This is a genomic window from Pseudomonas sp. Yb2C2 (assembly GCF_052112325.1).
In the GTDB taxonomy this organism is placed as follows: Bacteria; Pseudomonadota; Gammaproteobacteria; order Pseudomonadales; family Pseudomonadaceae; genus Aquipseudomonas; species Aquipseudomonas marginalis.
Genome location: NZ_JAVAJK010000001.1, coordinates 304,366 through 322,800 on the forward strand (window position 1 = coordinate 304,366; position 18,435 = coordinate 322,800).

The 18,435-nt window shown below is 62.5% G+C and carries 17 protein-coding genes; 6 read left to right on the plus strand and 11 right to left on the minus strand.

Translation table 11 applies throughout. The features are described from left to right. Positions 1 to 235 precede the first annotated feature (235 nt). On the plus strand, positions 236 to 1,156 hold the full coding sequence (yegS, locus tag Q8X51_RS01455) for a lipid kinase YegS (protein ID WP_065948321.1): 921 nt from the start codon (positions 236 to 238) through the stop codon (positions 1,154 to 1,156). Here yegS and Q8X51_RS01460 read toward each other — a convergent pair. The 3 genes from Q8X51_RS01460 to Q8X51_RS01470 all read right to left on the minus strand — a co-directional run bounded on the left by Q8X51_RS01460 (position 1,115) and on the right by Q8X51_RS01470 (position 3,469). Next, positions 1,115 to 1,774 (minus strand): response regulator, encoded by a 660-nt coding sequence (locus tag Q8X51_RS01460; RefSeq protein WP_407693439.1) that lies wholly within the window; start codon positions 1,772 to 1,774, stop codon positions 1,115 to 1,117. The genes yegS and Q8X51_RS01460 overlap by 42 nt on opposite strands. Continuing rightward, positions 1,771 to 2,664, minus strand: a complete 894-nt coding sequence (locus tag Q8X51_RS01465) for a sensor histidine kinase (RefSeq protein ID WP_065924150.1) — start codon at positions 2,662 to 2,664, stop codon at positions 1,771 to 1,773. The genes Q8X51_RS01460 and Q8X51_RS01465 overlap by 4 nt, the downstream gene beginning before the upstream one ends. Positions 2,665 to 3,019: 355 nt before the next feature. Then, the gene (locus Q8X51_RS01470) at positions 3,020 to 3,469 is read right to left on the minus strand and encodes a hypothetical protein (RefSeq protein ID WP_174562740.1); all 450 of its coding nucleotides are present in this window, start codon (positions 3,467 to 3,469) and stop codon (positions 3,020 to 3,022) included. A gap of 550 nt (positions 3,470 to 4,019) precedes the next feature. Here Q8X51_RS01470 and Q8X51_RS01475 point away from each other — a divergent pair. Beyond that, a complete protein-coding gene (locus Q8X51_RS01475) occupies positions 4,020 to 4,955 on the plus strand; it encodes a chemotaxis protein CheV (RefSeq protein WP_027603884.1) in 936 nt (311 codons plus the stop codon). A 39-nt stretch (positions 4,956 to 4,994) separates the two neighbouring features. Continuing rightward, positions 4,995 to 5,801: an MOSC domain-containing protein gene (locus Q8X51_RS01480; RefSeq protein ID WP_065924151.1), complete on the plus strand. Its 807-nt coding sequence runs from the start codon at positions 4,995 to 4,997 to the stop codon at positions 5,799 to 5,801. 63 nt (positions 5,802 to 5,864) lie between these two features. Here Q8X51_RS01480 and ppnP read toward each other — a convergent pair whose 3' ends face one another. The 7 genes from ppnP to Q8X51_RS01515 all read right to left on the minus strand — a co-directional run bounded on the left by ppnP (position 5,865) and on the right by Q8X51_RS01515 (position 15,041). Beyond that, positions 5,865 to 6,149: a pyrimidine/purine nucleoside phosphorylase gene (ppnP, locus tag Q8X51_RS01485; RefSeq protein WP_027603886.1), complete on the minus strand. Its 285-nt coding sequence runs from the start codon at positions 6,147 to 6,149 to the stop codon at positions 5,865 to 5,867. Positions 6,150 to 6,342: 193 nt separating this feature from the next. Beyond that, positions 6,343 to 6,885: an exonuclease domain-containing protein gene (locus Q8X51_RS01490; protein ID WP_027603887.1), complete on the minus strand. Its 543-nt coding sequence runs from the start codon at positions 6,883 to 6,885 to the stop codon at positions 6,343 to 6,345. 74 nt (positions 6,886 to 6,959) lie between these two features. Continuing rightward, a complete protein-coding gene (locus Q8X51_RS01495) occupies positions 6,960 to 8,843 on the minus strand; it encodes an acetyl/propionyl/methylcrotonyl-CoA carboxylase subunit alpha (protein WP_407693440.1) in 1,884 nt (627 codons plus the stop codon). 769 nt (positions 8,844 to 9,612) lie between these two features. Continuing rightward, positions 9,613 to 10,374 (minus strand): enoyl-CoA hydratase/isomerase family protein, encoded by a 762-nt coding sequence (locus Q8X51_RS01500; protein WP_092486482.1) that lies wholly within the window; start codon positions 10,372 to 10,374, stop codon positions 9,613 to 9,615. After that, the gene (atuD, locus tag Q8X51_RS01505) at positions 10,371 to 11,528 is read right to left on the minus strand and encodes a citronellyl-CoA dehydrogenase (RefSeq protein WP_065927218.1); all 1,158 of its coding nucleotides are present in this window, start codon (positions 11,526 to 11,528) and stop codon (positions 10,371 to 10,373) included. Before atuD ends, Q8X51_RS01500 begins: the two co-directional genes overlap by 4 nt. A gap of 16 nt (positions 11,529 to 11,544) precedes the next feature. After that, the gene (locus Q8X51_RS01510; RefSeq protein ID WP_074847399.1) at positions 11,545 to 13,161 is read right to left on the minus strand and encodes an acyl-CoA carboxylase subunit beta; all 1,617 of its coding nucleotides are present in this window, start codon (positions 13,159 to 13,161) and stop codon (positions 11,545 to 11,547) included. A 101-nt stretch (positions 13,162 to 13,262) separates the two neighbouring features. Beyond that, the gene (locus tag Q8X51_RS01515; RefSeq protein ID WP_407693441.1) at positions 13,263 to 15,041 is read right to left on the minus strand and encodes an acyclic terpene utilization AtuA family protein; all 1,779 of its coding nucleotides are present in this window, start codon (positions 15,039 to 15,041) and stop codon (positions 13,263 to 13,265) included. 153 nt (positions 15,042 to 15,194) lie between these two features. Here Q8X51_RS01515 and Q8X51_RS01520 point away from each other — a divergent pair, with 153 nt between their 5' ends. Further along, a complete protein-coding gene (locus tag Q8X51_RS01520; RefSeq protein WP_137213151.1) occupies positions 15,195 to 15,818 on the plus strand; it encodes a TetR/AcrR family transcriptional regulator in 624 nt (207 codons plus the stop codon). A gap of 93 nt (positions 15,819 to 15,911) precedes the next feature. Further along, positions 15,912 to 16,700 carry a substrate-binding periplasmic protein gene (locus tag Q8X51_RS01525; protein WP_065927222.1) on the plus strand — a complete coding sequence of 263 codons (789 nt, stop codon included), beginning with the start codon at positions 15,912 to 15,914 and terminating at the stop codon, positions 16,698 to 16,700. An 89-nt stretch (positions 16,701 to 16,789) separates the two neighbouring features. Here the strand turns inward: Q8X51_RS01525 and Q8X51_RS01530 are convergent, their stop codons facing one another. After that, entirely contained in the window at positions 16,790 to 17,341 is a 552-nt protein-coding gene (locus Q8X51_RS01530) for an RNA polymerase factor sigma-70 (RefSeq protein WP_027603895.1), read from the minus strand. 302 nt (positions 17,342 to 17,643) lie between these two features. Here Q8X51_RS01530 and Q8X51_RS01535 point away from each other — a divergent pair, with 302 nt between their 5' ends. Next, the gene (locus Q8X51_RS01535) at positions 17,644 to 18,396 is read left to right on the plus strand and encodes a thioesterase II family protein (protein WP_065927223.1); all 753 of its coding nucleotides are present in this window, start codon (positions 17,644 to 17,646) and stop codon (positions 18,394 to 18,396) included. The last annotated feature ends 39 nt before the right edge of the window (positions 18,397 to 18,435 follow it).

Genomic DNA, 18,435 nt, shown 5'->3' on the forward strand with positions numbered 1-18,435 from the left:
CGTGTGGTTCCCGTGGCGCTGCTGGTGCGCGCGGTGCCGGGGCGTGATTGCCTGGACTGGGAACGTGCCGGGCGCCGGGGTGATGGCGTCGACGAAAGCGGGCTTCCCCGATCACAGCGGCGAAAGCCTGGGCATGCCTGGGTCGCGGGATTAATTTTTCAACGCCCATGGCTTTTTTTCGGTCGCCCAGGGTCCACATCCTTCAAGCACCTTTGAATCCAGGAGTAAGCCACCCATGACTACCCCCAAGGCACTGTTGATCCTCCACGGCAAGCAGGCCCTCAACGAGGACGTGCGCAGCGCCGTGCTGGCCCGGCGCAGGCAGGGTGGGGAGCTGGCGGTACGGGTGACCTGGGAGGGCGGTGACGCAAAGCGCCTGGTCAAGGAAGCCTTGGAGGGCGGCTATACCCACATCATTGCCGGCGGCGGCGACGGCACCTTGCGCGACGTGGCCGAGGCCATGGCCGAGGCCAAGGGTGAAGCCAGCCTGGTGCTGATGCCCCTGGGGACCGCCAATGACTTCGCCAAGGCTGCCGGCGTGCCATTGGAGCCCGCCCAGGCCCTGGCGTTGCTGGATGTGCCGCCCCGTGCGATCGACCTCGGCCAGGTCGGCGGGCAAATCTTCCTGAATATGGCCACCGGCGGCTTCGGCAGCCAGGTCACCGCCAATACCTCCGAAGACCTGAAGAAAGTCCTCGGTGGCGCCGCCTACCTGTTCACCGGCCTGACGCGCTTCAGCGAGTTGAAGGCCGCCTATGCCGAGCTGGACGGGCCGGATTTCCACTGGAAGGGCGAGCTGCTCGCGCTGGGCATCGGCAACGGTCGCCAGGCGGGCGGTGGGCATGTGCTGTGCCCTGGGGCATTGGCCGACGATGGCTTGCTGGACGTCAGTATCCTGCCGGCGCCCCAGGAAGTGGTCGGCACCTTGCGCGAGCTGATGGGGAACGGCTGGGAGCTGGACGCGATGTTCGTGCGGGCACGCCTGCCGTGGGTCAACATCAAGGTCGCGCAGGGCTTGTACATCAACCTCGATGGCGAGCCGCTGGAAGGTGACGACCTGCACTTCGAGGCCTTGCCCAAGGCCCTGCGCGTGCATTTGCCGGTGGGTTCGCCCCTAGTCGTCCAGGCTGATGATCTGCTCGCGCACGGCAAATAACACCAGGCCCGCCACGTCGAATATCTGCAGGCGCTTCATGATTTGCGAGCGGTGGGCTTCTACGGTCTTGATGCTCAGGCCCAGGCCGTGGGCGATCTCGCGGGTGGATTTGCCGCGCACGATCAGGCGCAGGATTTCCAGTTGGCGGGCCGTGAGGTTATGGCTGTGGCTGGCGGGCGTGGTCGACCCCTGGCTGCGCACCAGCGCCTGGTTGATCACGGTATGGGCGATCGCCGGGCTAAGGTAGCGCTCGTTGTTGCGCAAGGCCAGCAACGCGTGTTCCAGCTCGTTGGCAGTGGTGTCCTTGAGCAGGTAGCCGTGGGCGCCTGCCTCCAGCGCGCACATGATCAGCTCCGGGTCGGTGTGCATCGACAGGATCAGCACCTTGCTCCTGGGGTGCGCATGCTTGAGTTGCTGTAGCGCCTCGAGGCCGCTGGTGTGCTTCATGGACAGGTCCAACAGCACGATATCCGGCAGCAAGGTATTGAACTGCTCCAACAATTGCGCGCCATCGCTGGCTTCGCCGGTCACCGTGTAGCCGGGAATATCCTGGATCAGCGCACGTACGCCGGCCCTGATCAGTGCATGGTCATCCACCAGGAGTAATGTGCAGGTCACTCGATAACCTTAGGGGCGCTGGCCCGTTCGAGGGAGCGAGGCGCCCAGGGGAAAAGCGCGTCTATCCGTGTGCCGTGGCCTGGTTGGCTGCTGACGGATAATGAACCGCCAAGCTGGTCAATGCGCTCGGACATGCCAGCCATGCCCCGTTGGCCTTCCAGGCCGGGGTTGATGGCGGGCGAAAAGCCCTGGCCGTCATCGCAGATGGTCAGCGACAGGCCCTCGGGCAGGCGCTGCAGGCGCACCAGCAGGTTGCGCGCCTGGGCGTGGCGCAGCATGTTGGTCACGGCTTCCTGGGTAATGCGAAAGGCCGCTACGGCCATTTCCTCAGGGATGCCGCTCAGCCGTTGCTGGCATTCAAGGCTCCAGTGCACCGGGGTGTTTTCCAGGGTTTTGAGCAGGTGCGCGCGCAGGCTGGCTTCCAGGCCCAGGCTGGCGAGCTGCCGGGGGTTGAGGATGGCGGACACGTCGCGCACCTTGGCCAGGGTCTCGTTCAAGGTGTTGCACAACACAGTGCACTGGCTTTGCAATTCATCCGGCAGGCGGCGCTTGAGCCATTCGCTTTGCAGCTTGGCGGCGGTCAGCAACTGGCCGATATCGTCATGCAGTTCACGGCTGAGGCGATGACGTTCGTTTTCCTGCACTTGCAGCAGGCGATCGGCCAACTCCTGGGGCTGGAACTTGATGGATTTACGCGAGCGCCACTGTTGCAGGCCAACCACCACCAAGGTGGCCAGGTTGAGCAGCAGCACCAGCAGCGGCAACGGCGCGGAGCGGCTGTAGGCCCACAGGCTCAGCAGCAGCGAGCCGAGGCACAGGGCGAGGATCAAACGGCGTGCGTTACTGCGGGACGCGGACCTTGCGATGAATGTCTTGAGGCTGGCATGCATAGCGGATGGAGCCAATGAAGGTTCGCTGCGGGAAGACCGGTCGCGGCTGACCGGGCTCTGTTTGGAATACGTTCTTGAATCGTTCTCAAGCAGGCTGAAGTTGAGTCACTTCAAGCGGGTGCATAGTACCACCACTCTTACCGTTGGTCGCCAAGTGCCGTGCCTGGCGGGCCTATTTAAACGCGCAACAACTCGAGGAATGATAATCCCAGAGTTAATGAAGTGAGGTTGTATTATTTCAAAGGGTTTGTATCGTTAATGGCTAATTGATATTGAATCGCCATTTTTCTCCAGCGGATTAGTTGGAGTCGTCGTTTTTAGATAACCCCGTGCTTGAATGCGACCTGATAACGCTTCAAGACAAATGGTGCATACGTTGTTGCGGATTGTAACTGAAACCCTTTTGCGGAATGTGCAGGGTGACCGTGTCAATCAACTTGGTCTGTTCTTCTTTATCCAGGGTCAGCTGGCCTGTTTTTGCATCGATCAGTTCCAGCTGCCAGGCCAGCAATGTCAAGCAGTCATGCAGGGCTTCCAGGGCTTGATCATGTAACTGCAAAGGACTTTCGGCGTTGGCGATCACGTCCTGGATATGCCGCGAGAATTCGCTGATCGCTTGCAGGGCCAGGCAATCGGCCTTTTCGGCGAGCTTGATCAGGCTGATTTTCATGCAGTCGATGGCGTCACTGTCGTTGCGGATCAAATGCAGGTGGCTCAGGCATTCTTCCGACTTGGTCAGCAGCTTTTCAGCCTCGCGCAGGAACTCAGGAAGTGCAACTTGCCACTCGTTACCGTCGTTCATCATGCAAGTCTCCACAACATAAGGTCGGGTGATGAGAGGTCGCACCGGGTGAATGGCGTAAAACTACCGCTGAAAGATAACGGGAATCTGTAGGTTGCTTCTGAGTTTTCAGTAGGACGTTTATTTAAATGACGGCGACGGCTGTGCGTGGCCCCCGTGAGCGGGCTCGATTGCACACCTTCAGTTGCCGTCACGTGAACGTCTGGAAAACCCATAAGACGAGGGCTGGGGATGGCAAACAAAAGCCTGACTCCATTCATGCAATGAGAATGGCGTCACATTAATGGCTATTAGATATTGCGAACATCAGGTTGGGCCTGATTGTGCCTAGGGGAATCCCTTACATGACGGAACCTTGCGTCGATTTGAATGTCGCGCAACGTCGCTGCACCGCCATATGAACAGGCCTCAGCAGTAAAGCATGATGTCAGTGTGACATCAATGAGTTTACGTGGCATTTTACCGGGGTCAAGGTCCGGCGTTTGCCGCCGATAACAAGCTAACTGCACAAACACTTCGCGCATTACTTTCCAGCGCACACCAGGAGCTCTTAATGGCCGGCATTCTCGACACGGTAGACCAACGCACGCAACTGGTGGGTGAGAATCGCCTGGAGATCCTCATGTTCCGCCTGGCCGGGCGGCAGCTGTTCGCCATCAACGTGTTCAAGGTGCAGGAAGTCCTGCAACTGCCCAAGCTGACCCTGATGCCCCAGCGCCACCCCTTCGTGTGCGGCGTGGTCAACCTGCGGGGCCAGACCCTGCCAGTGATCGACTTGTCCCAGGCCATCGGCATGCGTCCGCTGGTGCCGGGCCCCAACAGCACCATTATCGTCACCGAGTACAACCGCTCGGTGCAGGCGTTCCTGGTGGGTGGCGTGGACCGCATCGTCAACATGAACTGGGAAGCCATCCTGCCGCCGCCGACGAGCGCCGGGCGCCAGCATTACCTCACCGCCATCAGCAAGGTCGACGACCAGTTGGTGGAGATCATCGACGTGGAAAAAGTCCTTGCCGAGATCGTGCCGTACAACGCCAAGGTCTCCCGCGAAAAACTCGACGACCCGGTGCTGGAACGCGCCCGTGGCCGCGAAGTGCTGCTGGTGGACGACTCCAACGTGGCCCTGTCGCAATTGCGCGACACCCTCGGCCAACTGGGCGTGAAGATGCACATCGCCAGCGACGGTCTCAAGGCGTTGAATATGCTCAAGGCCTGGGCCGACGCCGGCCATGTGATGACCGACAAGCTGCTGATGATCTTCACCGACGCCGAAATGCCCGAGATGGACGGCTACCGCCTCACCACCGAAATCCGCAACGACCCACGGCTGCGCAAGCTCTACGTGGTACTGCACACTTCGCTGTCAGGCAGCTTCAACGACTCGATGGTGAAGAAGGTCGGCTGCGACAACTTCCTGTCCAAGTTTCAGCCGGACAAGCTGGTGGATGTGGTACGTCAGCGCCTGATGCTGGACGAAGCGTCCGCTTGACCTTAGGGTGACGGCTTTGCCCCTCAGGAATGTTGGCCCATGCTTCGTCTCAGCGCGTTGTACCGTTACCCCTTGAAGTCCGGCAAGGCCGAAACTCTGCAACAGGTCGGCCTGGATAAACTGGGGTTGGACGGCGATCGACGCTGGATGCTGGTGGATGAGGCCAGCGGGCGTTTCCTCACCCAGCGCGCCGTGGCAAAGATGAGCCAACTGTCGGCGCTGTGGAACAGCAGCGGCGGCCTGACCCTGAGTTCGCCTGGCTACGCGCCGCTGGATGTGGCGCTGCCCGGCAGCGCGGCTGAGTTACGTGGCGTGACCATCTGGCGCGACACCTTGCGTGTGCCGGACGCCGGCGACGAAGCCGCCGCCTGGGTCAGCGCCTTTATCGGCAAGCCCACGCGGCTGGTGCAGATTCCTCTGGAACGGGCGCGCACTACCCAGGCAGGTTACGGCCGCGATGATGACCAGGTCGCGTTCGCCGACGGTTATCCGTTGCTGGTGATCGGGCAAGCGTCCCTCGACGACCTCTCGCAGAAAGTCGGCCGTCCCATGGACATGCTGCGCTTTCGCCCCAACCTGGTGATCGAAGGCAGCGACGCCTTCGCCGAAGACGGCTGGAAGCGCCTGCGCATCGGGGATGTGGAGTTTCGCGCAGTCAAGCCCTGCTCACGCTGCATTCTCACCACCATCGATCCGCACACCGGCGAGCGCAGCCCCGACCGTGAGCCTTTTGTGACGCTGGAGGCCTACCGCAAGACGGAGGACGGCGCGATTTTTGGCCAGAACCTGGTCAACGATGGCGTGGGCCGCCTGGAAGTGGGCATGCCGGTGATCATCCTCGAATAAGTCATGCGCCCATAAAAAATGCCCGTCTCGCAGGAGACGGGCATTTTTTTTGCGGCGCAGCGATCAGCCGCGGTATTCGCACAGGTAAGCGGTGTCCACCGCGACCTTCAATTGGAACTTGCTGTTGGCCGGTACGTTGAACTGGCTGCCGGCGGCGAAGGTTTCCCAGTCGTTGGCGTCGGGCAGCTTGACGCTCAAGGCGCCGGACACCACGTGCATGATTTCACGCTGGGCGGTGCCGAATTCGTATTCACCCGGGGCCATCACGCCGATGGTCGCCGGACCTTCTGCGGTGCCGAAAGCGATCGACTTGACGGTGCCGTCGAAGTACTCGTTGACTTTGAACATGGGCGAATCCTCGGAAAAAGTTGATGCTTTACGCTCATCCTGTAGGAGCGAGCTTGCTCGCGAAAAACCTGAGAGCGCCGCTGGGTGCCAGGTTTACCGCGTTATCGTTAACGACCTTCGCGAGCAAGCTCGCTCCTACAGTTGAGCAGCAAGGAAAAGGGGGAGTCAGTATGCCCAAGGCTTCGGGCGCTGCCTAGACCGGCAAAATCAGCGGCAGCAGGCGCGCGGTGTTGCGTGCATCTTCCAGCGCTCGATGTTGCTGGCCCTGGAACTGCATCCCCGCCAATTGCAGGGCGCCATTGAGCCCCAGGGGCTTGTCCAGGCGCCGGGCCTTGGCGAAGCGTTGCTTGAGGTTGACATGGGGCGTGGGGGCCATGGCGCTGGCCAGGCCATGGCGCTGCCACTCGAGCTCCAGCTGTACGCGATCGTAGTCACCCCAACTGGCCCAGCCTTCCAGGCGCGCCTGATGCTGGCCCAGCCAGCGCTCGAACAGCGGCCACACCTCGATGAACGGCGCAGCGCCGTCGATATTTGCCTGGGTGATATGGGTCAGCTGGCGACAAAAGGGCGTGAGCAAGGGGCGGCGCAGCGGCCGCACAAAGCGCTGGAAGTGGTCCAGCTCGCGGCCCTGGCGGTTCACCAGGCTCGCGCCGATCTCGATGACTTCCATCTCCGTCACGGGCCAGCCGCCTTCATCCGTTGTGGCTTCAAGGTCAATAATCAGCCAATGAGGCATCGCGCAGGTTCCCGTACTCGTCCTTTCCTGTTGGGGATAGAGCGTAGACCGGCCTTGTAGTTCCGACTAGGGGGTTATTCGATCTCCAGCAGAACCTGGCGATTGCGTACCTGATCGCCTGTTGTGACCTGCACGGCCTTGACCACGCCGTCCCTGTCGGCCTTGAGTGGATGCTCCATTTTCATGGCTTCGAGCACCAGCAGCAGTTGGCCTTTAGTCACCTGTTCACCGGTGCTGACGCGGACGTCGACGATGGCACCGTCCATCGGTGCCTTGATCGTGCCGCTGCCGGCGTCGGCCTGGCGCCCGGCAACCTGCTGGGTGCGGTTGGTGACGGTAAGGCCAGGCAGCCACAGCCGGGAGCCCTTAAGGTGATAGGCGATGCGACGGCGAACGCCGTTGAGCACCAGGGTGGCGCGACGGCCATCGGTGCTGAGTGGCAGGGCGGCGGCGGTGACGGTGTGGGTTTCGCCGTCGGCCTCCAGGCGCAAGGTGCAGGGAACACGGGCGTTGTTGCGCCATCCCGCGAGGCCGTGGGGATGCTGGTCGGCGCTGTGTTGGTAAAACAGCGCGGCGGCCAGGGCGAGTTGATCACTTGTCGCGGCCGGGCGCGGTATTTCGCTGAAGTGCTCGGCGATAAACCCGGTGCTGAAATCACCGTCGATAAAGCCTGGGTGCTTGAGCAGTTCAGCCAACAAGCGCTGATTGGTCGTCACCCCCAGCAACAGCGTGTCTTCCACCGCCCGCAGCAGCTTGCGCCGGGCTTCTTCGCGGGTGGCGCCATGGGCGATGAGCTTGCCGAGCATCGGGTCATAGAACGGGCTGATGGTTTCGCCTTCGCACAGCCCATGGTCAACCCGTACGCCCACGGCCGGTTCCCAGCGCAGCACCTCACCGGTTTGCGGCAGGAAGCCCTGGGCCGGGTCTTCGGCATAGAGGCGCACTTCCATGGCGTGGCCGTTCAGGCTCACCTGCGCCTGCTCGAGCGGCAGCGGCTGGCCGGCGGCGATTTGCAGTTGCCAGGCCACCAGGTCGAGGCCGGTGATCAGCTCGGTGACCGGGTGCTCCACTTGCAGGCGGGTGTTCATTTCCAGGAAGTAGAACCGGCCGTTGCGGTCGAGCAGGAACTCCACGGTACCGGCGCCGAGGTAATTCACTGCGCGTCCGGCCTTGAGCGCGGCTTCGCCCATGGCCTGGCGCAGTTCGGGCGTCATCACCGGGCAGGGCGCTTCCTCGATGACTTTTTGATGGCGGCGCTGGATCGAGCAGTCCCGTTCGCCGAGGTAAATCAGGTTGCCGTGGCGGTCGCCGAACAGTTGGATCTCGACGTGGCGCGGCTCGATCAGCGCCTGTTCGAGGATCAGTTCGTCACTGCCGAACGCATGCCTGGCCTCCGAGCGGGCGCTGTGCAGGCTTTCCAGCAGCGCCTCCGGCTGGTGGACCAGGCGCATGCCACGGCCACCGCCGCCGGCGCTGGCCTTGATCATCAGCGGGTAGCCGATGCGCTCGGCTTCACGTTGCAGGCAGGTGTCGTCCTGGGCGCTGCCCTGGTAGCCGGCGATGCAAGGCACGCCGGCCTCGAGCATGGCGAGCTTGGAGCGGCGCTTGCTGCCCATCAGTTCGATGGCCTCGGCGCTGGGGCCGATGAACGTCAGGCCGGCGTCTTGGCATGCGCGGGCGAAGCCCGGGTTTTCCGAGAGGAAACCGTAGCCGGGGTGGATGGCATCGGCGCCGGTTTTTTCCGCGGCCTCGAGGATGGCCGGGATATTGAGGTAGGACTGTTGTACCGCCGCGGGGCCGATGCGCACGGCTTCGTCGGCCATCTGCACGTGCAGGGCCTCGGCGTCGGCGTCGCTGTAGACGGCGACGGTGCGGTAGCCCAAGGCCTGGGCCGTGCGCTGGATGCGGCAGGCGATTTCGCCGCGGTTGGCGATCAGGATTTTTGTGAACTGCGGCATTTTTTGCTCCGTGTGTATATCCGTTATTTAGGTCACGGCCACTTAGGGTTCCGCTCTTACAGCGGGTCACTTTTGGAAGGACCCAAAAGTAACCAAAAGGTCCTCGCCCCAACACTCGGCACCTCGCCTAGGCTCGGTGTGCCCTCACTCCGGCTTTGGAGCGTGGGCCGCCGCAATGGGCCATCCATGGCCCAGTGCGGCTAACCCGGCGTCCTGCCGGGTTACCCACGCTCCAAAGCCTGCGTTCGGCCAGCGTGTTTGACGGGGCGATCCCAAATCAAAAACAAGACGAGGCGGCCTTAAAGCCGACCTGATCATTGAAGCGTACGCGGTGTGGCTTCTACTTCCTTAACCGCTGACGAAGTCAGCAATCTTTTGATCTGGCTCTGGCTTTTGATCTTGATCTCAGGCGCCCCGTTAACCACGCTGGCCGAACGCAGGCTTGAATCCGTGGGTAACCCGGCAGGACGCCGGGTTAGCCGTCCTGGGCCAAGGATGGCCCATGACGGCGGCCCACGGATTCAAGCCTTCGTTCGGGCATACCGAGCCTAGGCGAGGTACCGAGTGGTGGGGCAAGAGCCTTTTGGTTACTTTGGGGCTTTTCCAAAGTGACCCGCCGTAAGGGCGGAACCCATAGCGGCCGTGACCGCAGCAACGGATATGTACTCGCTCAAAGCCAACGACATGGTCGGCCCGAAGGCCGCCACGGCAGCAAGCGCCCTCGCCACAGACCACAGAAAATTGTGTAGATACCCATGCTCAGCGGGCGTCACTTGCACCACCGAGGCTTTCTCTTCTGCACAAACGCCTGCGTCCCCTCAATCCCTTCCGCACTGGTCACCGCCTCGGCAAACCACTGCGCCGCCTGGTCCAGCAGCGGCCCCAAGGGCTGCTCCACGCTGGCCAGCAACAGCGCCTTGGTACGCGCGTTGGCGCCCGGCGCGCAGCGCAGCACCTGCCCCAGCACCTCATCCAGACGCTCCGCCAACGCCTGCGGGTCGGTCTCGGTGAAGTGCACCAGCCCCAGCCGTTGAGCTTCCAACCCATCGAACCGCGCCGCCGTCAGCGCCAGTCGCCGCGCCTGGGTCAGGCCGATACGCTTGACCACAAACGGCGCAATCTGTGCCGGCAGCAACCCCAGGCTGGTCTCCGGCAAACCGAACTGCGCCTGGTGATCGGCAATCGCGATGTCACTCACGCAGGCCAGGCCAAACCCGCCGCCCAGCACCGCGCCTTGCAGCACCACGATGACCACTTGCGACACGGCTTCCACCGCTTGCAGCAACGTGCCGAAGGCCCGGTTCAGGGCCTGCAATTGATCGCCGGCGCTGACCAGGTCCTTCACATCGGCACCGGCGCAAAAATGCCCGCCTGCGCCGCTGATCACCACGGCGCGCACCTGGCTGTCCAACCCGGCCAGCACCGCGCGCAGTTCGTTGACCATTTCCAGGCTCATGGCATTGCGGCATTCGGGCCGGTTGAGGGTGATGTGCAACACGCCGTTGTGGGGTTCGAGCAGCAGGGTATTCATGGCTTTTTCCCCGGCAAAGTGCCCATCAACTTGCAGATGATGCCCAGCATGATTTCATCGGCACCGCCGCCAATCGACACCAGGCGCACATCGCGATAAGCGCGGGCCACCGGGTTGTCCCACATGAATCCCATGCCGCCCCAGTACTGCAGGCAACTGTCGCTGACTTCGCGGCCAAGGCGCCCGGCCTTGAGCTTGGCCATGGAGGCCAGGCGGGTCACGTCCTGGCCCTTGATGTACTGTTCGGTGGCCTGGTAGACCAGTGCGCGCAGGCATTCGATTTCGGTGGTCAGTTCGGCCAGGCGAAAGTGAATCACCTGGTTGTCGATCAGCGCCTTGCCGAAGGTCTGGCGTTCCTTGCAGTACTCGACGGTACTGTCGATGCAGTACTCCAGGCCCTTGATCATATTGGCCGCGCCAAACAGGCGTTCCTCCTGGAACTGCAGCATCTGCATCATGAAACCCGCGCCTTCATGGCCGATGCGATTGCGCTGGGGTACGCGCACGCCGTCGAAGAACACCTGGGCGGTCTCGGAGCTGTGCATGCCGAGTTTTTCCAGGGGCGGGCTGACGCTGATCCCTGGGGTGTTCATCGGCACCATGATCAGCGACTTGTTGATATGCGGCTTGTCGTCGGAGGTGTTGGCCAACAGGCAGATAAAGTCGGCGCTGGGCGAGTTGGTGATCCACATTTTGCTGCCGTTGATCACATAGTCGTCGCCGTCCTTGCGCGCATGGGTCTTGAGCCCGGCTACGTCGGAGCCGGCGCCGGTTTCCGAGACACCGATGCAACCGACCTGCTCGCCGCTGATGGCCGGGCGCAGGAATTCGTCGCGCAATTCATCGGAACCGAAGCGGGCGAGGGCGGGGGTGCACATATCGGTCTGCACGCCGATGGACATGGGTATGCCGCCGCAGCGGATGGTGCCGAACTCTTCGGCGGCGACGATCGAGTAGCTGTAGTCCAGGCCCATGCCGCCGAATTGCTCCGGTTTGGAAATCCCCAGCAAGCCGAGGTCGCCGGCCTTGCGGAAGATGTCGTGGATGGGGAAGTGCCCGGCCTTTTCCCATGCGTCCACATGGGGGTTGATCTCGCGGTCGACGAAGGCACGGACGGTGCGGCGCAGTTCATGGTGTTCCTGGGTGAAGATCATTGTTCTTGTTCTCCGGTTAGAAGCGCGCGATGCCGAAGCTGTTGGGCTGCAACTCGCGGACCTCGGCCTCGTGACAGATGTCCAGCAGAAAGCCGAGTAAGGTACGGGTATCCCGTGGGTCTATCAGCCCGTCATCCCACAGGTTCGCGCTGCCATAGAGGGCGGTGGACTGGCTGTCGAGTTTTTGCGCGGTGACCTGTTCGAGCATGTCCAGCACCTTGGGATCCGGCACCAGGCCGTCTTTCAACTGCTTGGCCTCGGTGACGATCCGCAGCACCTTGCCCGCCTGGGCACCGCCCATCACCGCCGTGCGGCTGTTGGGCCAGGCGAAGATAAACCGCGGGTCCAGGCCGCGACCGCACATTGCATAGTTGCCGGCGCCGTAGGAGCCACCGACCACCACCGTGAGTTTAGGCACCCGTGCGTTGGCCACCGCCTGGATCATCTTCGCGCCATGCTTGATCACCCCTTGCTGCTCCGCTTCGGTACCCACCATGAAGCCGGTGGTGTTGTGCAGGAACAGCAGCGGTGTGCGGCTCTGGTCACACAGCTGGATAAACTGCGCCGCCTTGCTCGCGCCCTTGGGCGTGATCGGGCCGTTGTTGCCGATCACGCCGACCGCGCGGCCCTGGATGTGCAGATGACCGCAGACGGTATGGGCGTCGAACGCTGCCTTGAACTCGAGGAACTGCGAACCGTCGGCCAGGCGCGCGAGGATTTCGCGCACGTCGTAGGGCTTTTTCGGGTCAGCGGGGATCAGCCCCAGCAGGTCGTCGATGGGGTACAGCGGCTCGGCGTAAGTGCGTTTGGGCGTCAACGGCAGGCGCTCATCCCAGGGCAACAGGCTGACGATTTCACGCACGATGCGCACGCCGTCGGCGTCGTTTTCCGCCAGGTATTCGGCGGTGCCTGCGATTTGCGCATGCATTTCGGCGCCGCCCAATTCTTCATCGGTGGCGACTTCACCGGTCGCCGCCTTGAGCAGCGGCGGGCCGGCAAGGAACAGCTTGGCCTTGCCGCGCACCACCACCACGTAATCCGACAGTCCTGGCTGGTACGCGCCCCCCGCCGTGGCCGAGCCGTGCACCACGGTGATCTGCGGCAAGCCCATGGCCGACATGCGCGCCTGGTTGGCAAAGCTGCGCGCGCCTTCGATGAAAATCTCCGCGGCATAGTTGAGGTTGGCGCCACCGCTTTCGGCGAGGGTCACCACCGGCAGTTTGTTGTCCATGGCGATCTGTTGCAGGCGCAGGGATTTTTTCAGGCCGGAGGGCGAAACGGTGCCGCCCTTGATCGCGCTGTTATTGGCCACCACCAGCATGCGCACGCCGCTGACGTAGCCGATGCCGGCGATCAGCCCACCGCCGGCGGCGCTGCCGTCCTTGTCATCATGCAGCTTGTAACCGGCCAGGCTCGCCAGTTCCAGGAACGGCGCGCCAGGGTCCAGCAGCAGGTTGAGGCGCTCGCGGGGCAGCAGTTGGCCACGTTTTTCGAACTTGGGCCTGGCCTCCTCGGCCTTGCTCAGCAGGGTCTGTTCCAACTGGCGCAGGTGTTGGATGCCTGCCAGCATGGCGGCGCGGTTCTGGGCGAACTGCGGGCTGTGGGGATCGATCAGGCTGTCAATCAGCGGCATGGTTTATTGCTCCGCCTTGTGTCGCGGCCGCTGACGATCACGGTGTGACCCTGGAACAGGCCGGCTTTGAAGATCGAGTCGAAGGCCACGGCGACGCTCCTTTATGTGAGTTGATCGGCGATGTGTTGCGGCACGGCGATGGGGATTTCCAACAGCTGCTGGGCGAAGGCCTTGCCCTGGGGGTCGATGCGCAGGCTGGCGATGCCACCGCCGCCCAGGGCGTTTTCCAGCAGGAAGTTGAGGCTGTGGCTGCCGGGCAAATACCAGCGTTCGACGCGGCCGTGCACGGGGTCGAGCACGTGGCCCATCCAGTCGACGAGCACTTCCGGCGTCAGCGCTTCGGCAATCCACGGCAGGTACTCGGGGGCGCGGGCGATAACCCCGATATTGCTGTGGTTGCCCTTGTCGCCGGAGCGCGCCACGGCGAGTTTCACCAGCGCCACGCTGGCGTCGGCGCGGCCTTGGGGCTGGGGTGGATCCATCGGCGCGGCAGGCAGGATCGGCGCGTCGGCGATGGGCAGCGTGCAGACGTGGCGTTGGCCCTGGAAGTCGACTACCACCTCGCAGGCGGCCTTATCGATCAGGAACGAGAACAAGCGGATCAGCGGGTACACCGTCGGCCGCCCGCCGACAATCCCGGTCAGCCCCGGCGCCATGCCCGTGGCCGCCTGGGCGATCTCGCGGGCGAACAGCACCAGCGCCGGCTTGCTCGGGTGGCGCACCGCCAGCTTGACCACCACCTCGCGGCAGTCGTGGCGCAGGGCGCGGGGGCCATACGTCGCTTCGCTGCCCAGCAGTTCGATATTTACGTCGGTGTAGGGCGCCCAGCCGCGCTGGCTGAACAGTTCCGAGGTCTTGTTGATGATCGCCTGGCTGACCCGCTCGGCCTTGGCCACCGCATCGATCCCGGCGATCAGGCAACTGGCGGTGCAGCGAAAGCCCTCCGGGTAAGTGGCGCTGACCTTGTACTGGTGCGTTGGCGGCAACCCCTTGGCGCCGTGCAGGCGTACGCAGTTTTTGCCTTGCTGCTGCAGCTTCACCTGGCTGAAATCGCAGATCACATCGGGCAGCAGATACGCGTGAGGGTCGCCGATTTCATACAGCAGTTGTTCGGCCACGCTCAGTTCGCTGATCAGGCCACCGCTGCCCTCGACTTTATTGACCGTGAACTGGCCATCGGTATTGACTTCGACGATGGGGAAGCCGATGTGCTCGTAGTCGGGCACGTCGCGCCAGTCGGTGAAGTTGCCACCGGTACACTGCGCGCCGCATTCAATGATATGCCCGGCCAGCGCGGCCTGGGCCAGGCGGTCATAGTCCTGCCACGACCAACCGAACTCATGCACCAGCGCCGCGCTGACCACCGCGCTGTCGACCACCCGGCCGGTGATGACGATGTCCGCGCCCAGTTGCAGCGCCTGGGCAATGCCCGGTGCGCCGAGGTAGGCATTGGCCGATACGCACAGGGGCGGCAGCGGCGCGCCGTTGAACATGTCGGTGATGCCGTGCAGGTGCTTGAGCCGGGGGTGCAGGTCATCGCCCAGCAGCACGGCGATTTTCAACGGCACCTGGGCTTTATCGCAGGCAGCTTGCAGGGCGGCGGCGCAGGCCTGGGGGTGGATGCCGCCGGCATTGCTGATCACGCGGATGCCCTGGCGCTGGATCTCGGCCAGCAGCGGTGTGAGCACCTCGACGAAATCCGTGGCGTAGCCGGCCTGGGGATCTTTCATCCGTGCACCGGCGAGGATCGACATCGTGACTTCCGCCAGGTAGTCGAACACCAGGTAGTTCAGCTTGCCGCCGTGCACCAACTGCGCGGCGGCGCTGCAGGTGTCACCCCAGAAGGCGCTGGCGCAGCCGATACGAACCGTCTTGCTCATGAGAAATCCTTCCTCGAATGGCTGGCAACGAGACTACCAAGCAAGCGCTTGGTTTGTAAACTCCGGTCACAAGTTTTGCCCAAGCGCTTGCTTGGGTGACTGGCACGGCCTAAATTGCCGGCCAAGACGTCAGTAGAAGTAGAGGAGAGCAGCATGGATGAGCACAAAGCCCTGCGGGTGATGCGCACCATGGTCGACGGCGGCCAATTGACCGACCCCGACAGTGCCCGGGGCAAGTTGCTGCAAACCGCGGCGCACCTGTTTCGCAACAAGGGCTTTGAACGCACCACCGTGCGTGACCTGGCCAGTGCCGTGGGCATCCAGTCCGGCAGTATCTTTCATCACTTCAAGAGCAAGGACGAGATCCTGCGTGCGGTGATGGAGGAAACCATCCACTACAACACGGCCTTGATGCGTGCCTCGCTCGAGGAGGCGAGCACCGTACGCGAACGTGTGCTGGCGCTGATTCGCTGCGAATTGCAGTCGATCATGGGTGGCAGCGGCGAGGCCATGGCGGTGCTGGTGTATGAATGGCGTTCGCTCTCGGCCGACGCCCAGGCCCAGGTGCTGGCGCTGCGCGATGTGTATGAAGACATTTGGCTGCAGGTGTTGGGCGAGGCCAAGACGGCGGGTTACATCAAGGGCGATGTGTTTATTGCGCGACGCTTCCTCACCGGGGCCTTGTCCTGGACCACCACCTGGTTTCGCGCCGAGGGCAACCTGACCCTGGAGCAATTGGCCGAAGAAGCCTTGTTGATGGTTTTGAAGGCCGATTGAGGCGCAAGCTATTAATTTGCCGGTGGAAAGTTGTCTAGCTGGACAAAAACGCCTAGCTTATCGACATCGATGTATTGAACGGTGTGTGCCTTGATGTTTTCGCCATGGCGGTTGGCTGCAGGACTTACTTTATGGGCACTCGGCACCGCAGCGTGGTTGCCGGCTTCGGCTGCGCAACTGGTGCGCATCGGCGCGGCGCATTTTCCGCCCTACACCGTGCGCCCGGAGCAAGGCGCCGACACCGGTCTGTTGCCGCAACTGGTGGAGGCCCTGAACGCCTCGCAAACCGACTACCAGTTTGTGCTGGTACCCACCTCCATCCCTCGGCGTTTTCGTGATTTCGAACAAGGCCGTATCGACATGGCCATCTTCGAAAATCCCGATTGGGGCTGGCAGAAGGTTGCCCACACCAGCATCGACATGGGCCTGGAAGACGCGGAAATCTTCGTCGCCCAGCGTGAGCCCGGTCGAGGCCAGGACTATTTCGCCGACCTTGCCGGGAAACGCCTGGCGGTGTTCAGCGGCTATCACTACGCCTTTGCCAACTTCAACCCCGACCCCAAGTACTTGGCCGAGCACTTCAACGCCACCTTGACCTATTCCCATGACAGCAACCTGCTGATGGTTGCGCGCGGGCGTGCGGACATCGCCTTGGTAACCCGTTCGTACCTGAGTGACTTCATGGTGCGCAATGCGGATATGGCCGGGCAGTTCCTGGTCTCGGAGCGCATCGACCAGGTCTATCACCACTACGCGTTGCTGCGGCCCAAGGCGCCGATCACGGGCGAGGCGTTTTCGGGGTTGCTCAAGCGACTGCGCGATAGCGGCGAGATGCTGAAGATTTTCGAGCCGTATCGTATTGATGTGATGCCTGTGCCCTGATCTTGGCTCGGATGAGTGCGGCTGTGGTTCGGGTTTTGGTTGTGGTGAGCGGGCAAGCCCGCTCACCACAACAAGCCCTTTCACCTCAATCACACCCGCCGTGCAAACGTATCGCTATGGTTGCCGGATACCTTGCGGCAGTGCACCAGCGCATCGCGAATCATGAAGTTCACCAACGTCGGTGAAACCCCCAGTTCCTTGGCAATGTCCTTTTGCGGCACACCGTGCAGGCGGTACATCTCGAACGCGTAGCGGGTGCGCTGGGGCAACTCCGTCAGGGCGTCGGCGATGTTTTCCAGGGTGTTGAAATTGATGTGGGAGGTTTCCGGTGAAGCGCCGTGAATGACCACATTCAAGCCTTCCTCTTCCGTCCCGGAATATTTGAGTTCCAGGGCCTGCTTGCGGTAGTGATCGATCGCCAGGTTGCGCACGATCTGGAACAGATAACTCAGTTGGGCCTTGAACGATGACGTGATCGTCGGCGCCGATTGCAGGCGGAAGTAGGCATCCTGCACTACATCCTCGGCGCGGGAGCGGCACCCGGTAATACGTGCCGCAATCTTCACCAGAATCAGTCGATTGTCGACAAATGCCTGGAGAAGCGGTGAGTCGCACCTGCCTGTGGATACTTGTTCCGTCATGGAAATCACCTTGTCGCAAAAGAGGTTAGGGGAGGGCGTCCTTGCTGAGGCCTCCTACACATCGGGCAACAAATTATGCTGAATGATAATGATTGTCAAATGAGAAGGCGAACTAATCTTATGCTTTCTTGTTTGGTGTGAACCACGTCTCGCAGGTACCCGGCGACTAATTATTTGCCGGTGCCGTCCGTTCTTCTGGGTGACAGGGTCGCTAGTCAAGCGGCCAAGGATCAGCACCCGCAGGAGGACGACATGGGTTTTTATCGTGCACACAGCGTGTTTCAGTTTGGAGTCGTCGCTGGATGACTACGCCGACTCGACTGCGCCTGTTCTGCCTGCCCTATTCGGGCGCCAGCGCCATGGTTTACGCACGTTGGCGCCGCACGTTGCCGGAGTGGTTGCAGGTGTGTCCGCTGGAACTGCCTGGGCGGGGCATGCGCATGGACGAGCCCCTGCAGCGCGATATCAAGGCCTTGGCGGCGCAGCTCGCGGAGGAAATCAGTCGCGACTTGAGCGGCCCTTACGCGTTGTTCGGCCATAGTCTCGGCGGCCTGCTGGCCTTTGAATTGGCCCACGCGTTAAACGCACGAAATGTCCCTGCGCCGCTGGCGCTGTTCGCCTCCGGCACGGCCGGTCCGGCTCGCCGCGATGTCAGCGAATACGCCATCGAAAAGACCGACGCGCAACTGATCGCCCGCCTGCGCGAACTGCAAGGCACCGCCGAAGAAGCCCTGGCCAATCCCGAGCTGATGCAGTTGATGCTGCCGATCCTGCGTGCCGACTTCCTGCTGTGCGGCAGCTTCACCTACGGCGAGCGCAAGCCGCTGGACCTGCCGATCCATGTGTTCGGCGGCAAGCAGGACAGCGTGCGCGCCGACCAGTTGCTCGACTGGCAGCTCGATGCCGCCAGCGGTTTTTCCCTGGACATGTTCGACGGCCACCACTTCTTCCTTATCCAGCACGAAAGCGCCGTATTGCGCTGCGTGCGGCGCTATGCCGACGAACACCTGGCCCGCTGGCGCATTGGCGCGGCGCGGCAACTGGCCGCCGGCTGATCGCTCTCCCATTCCCGAATTTCCCGTAAGCCGATTTCA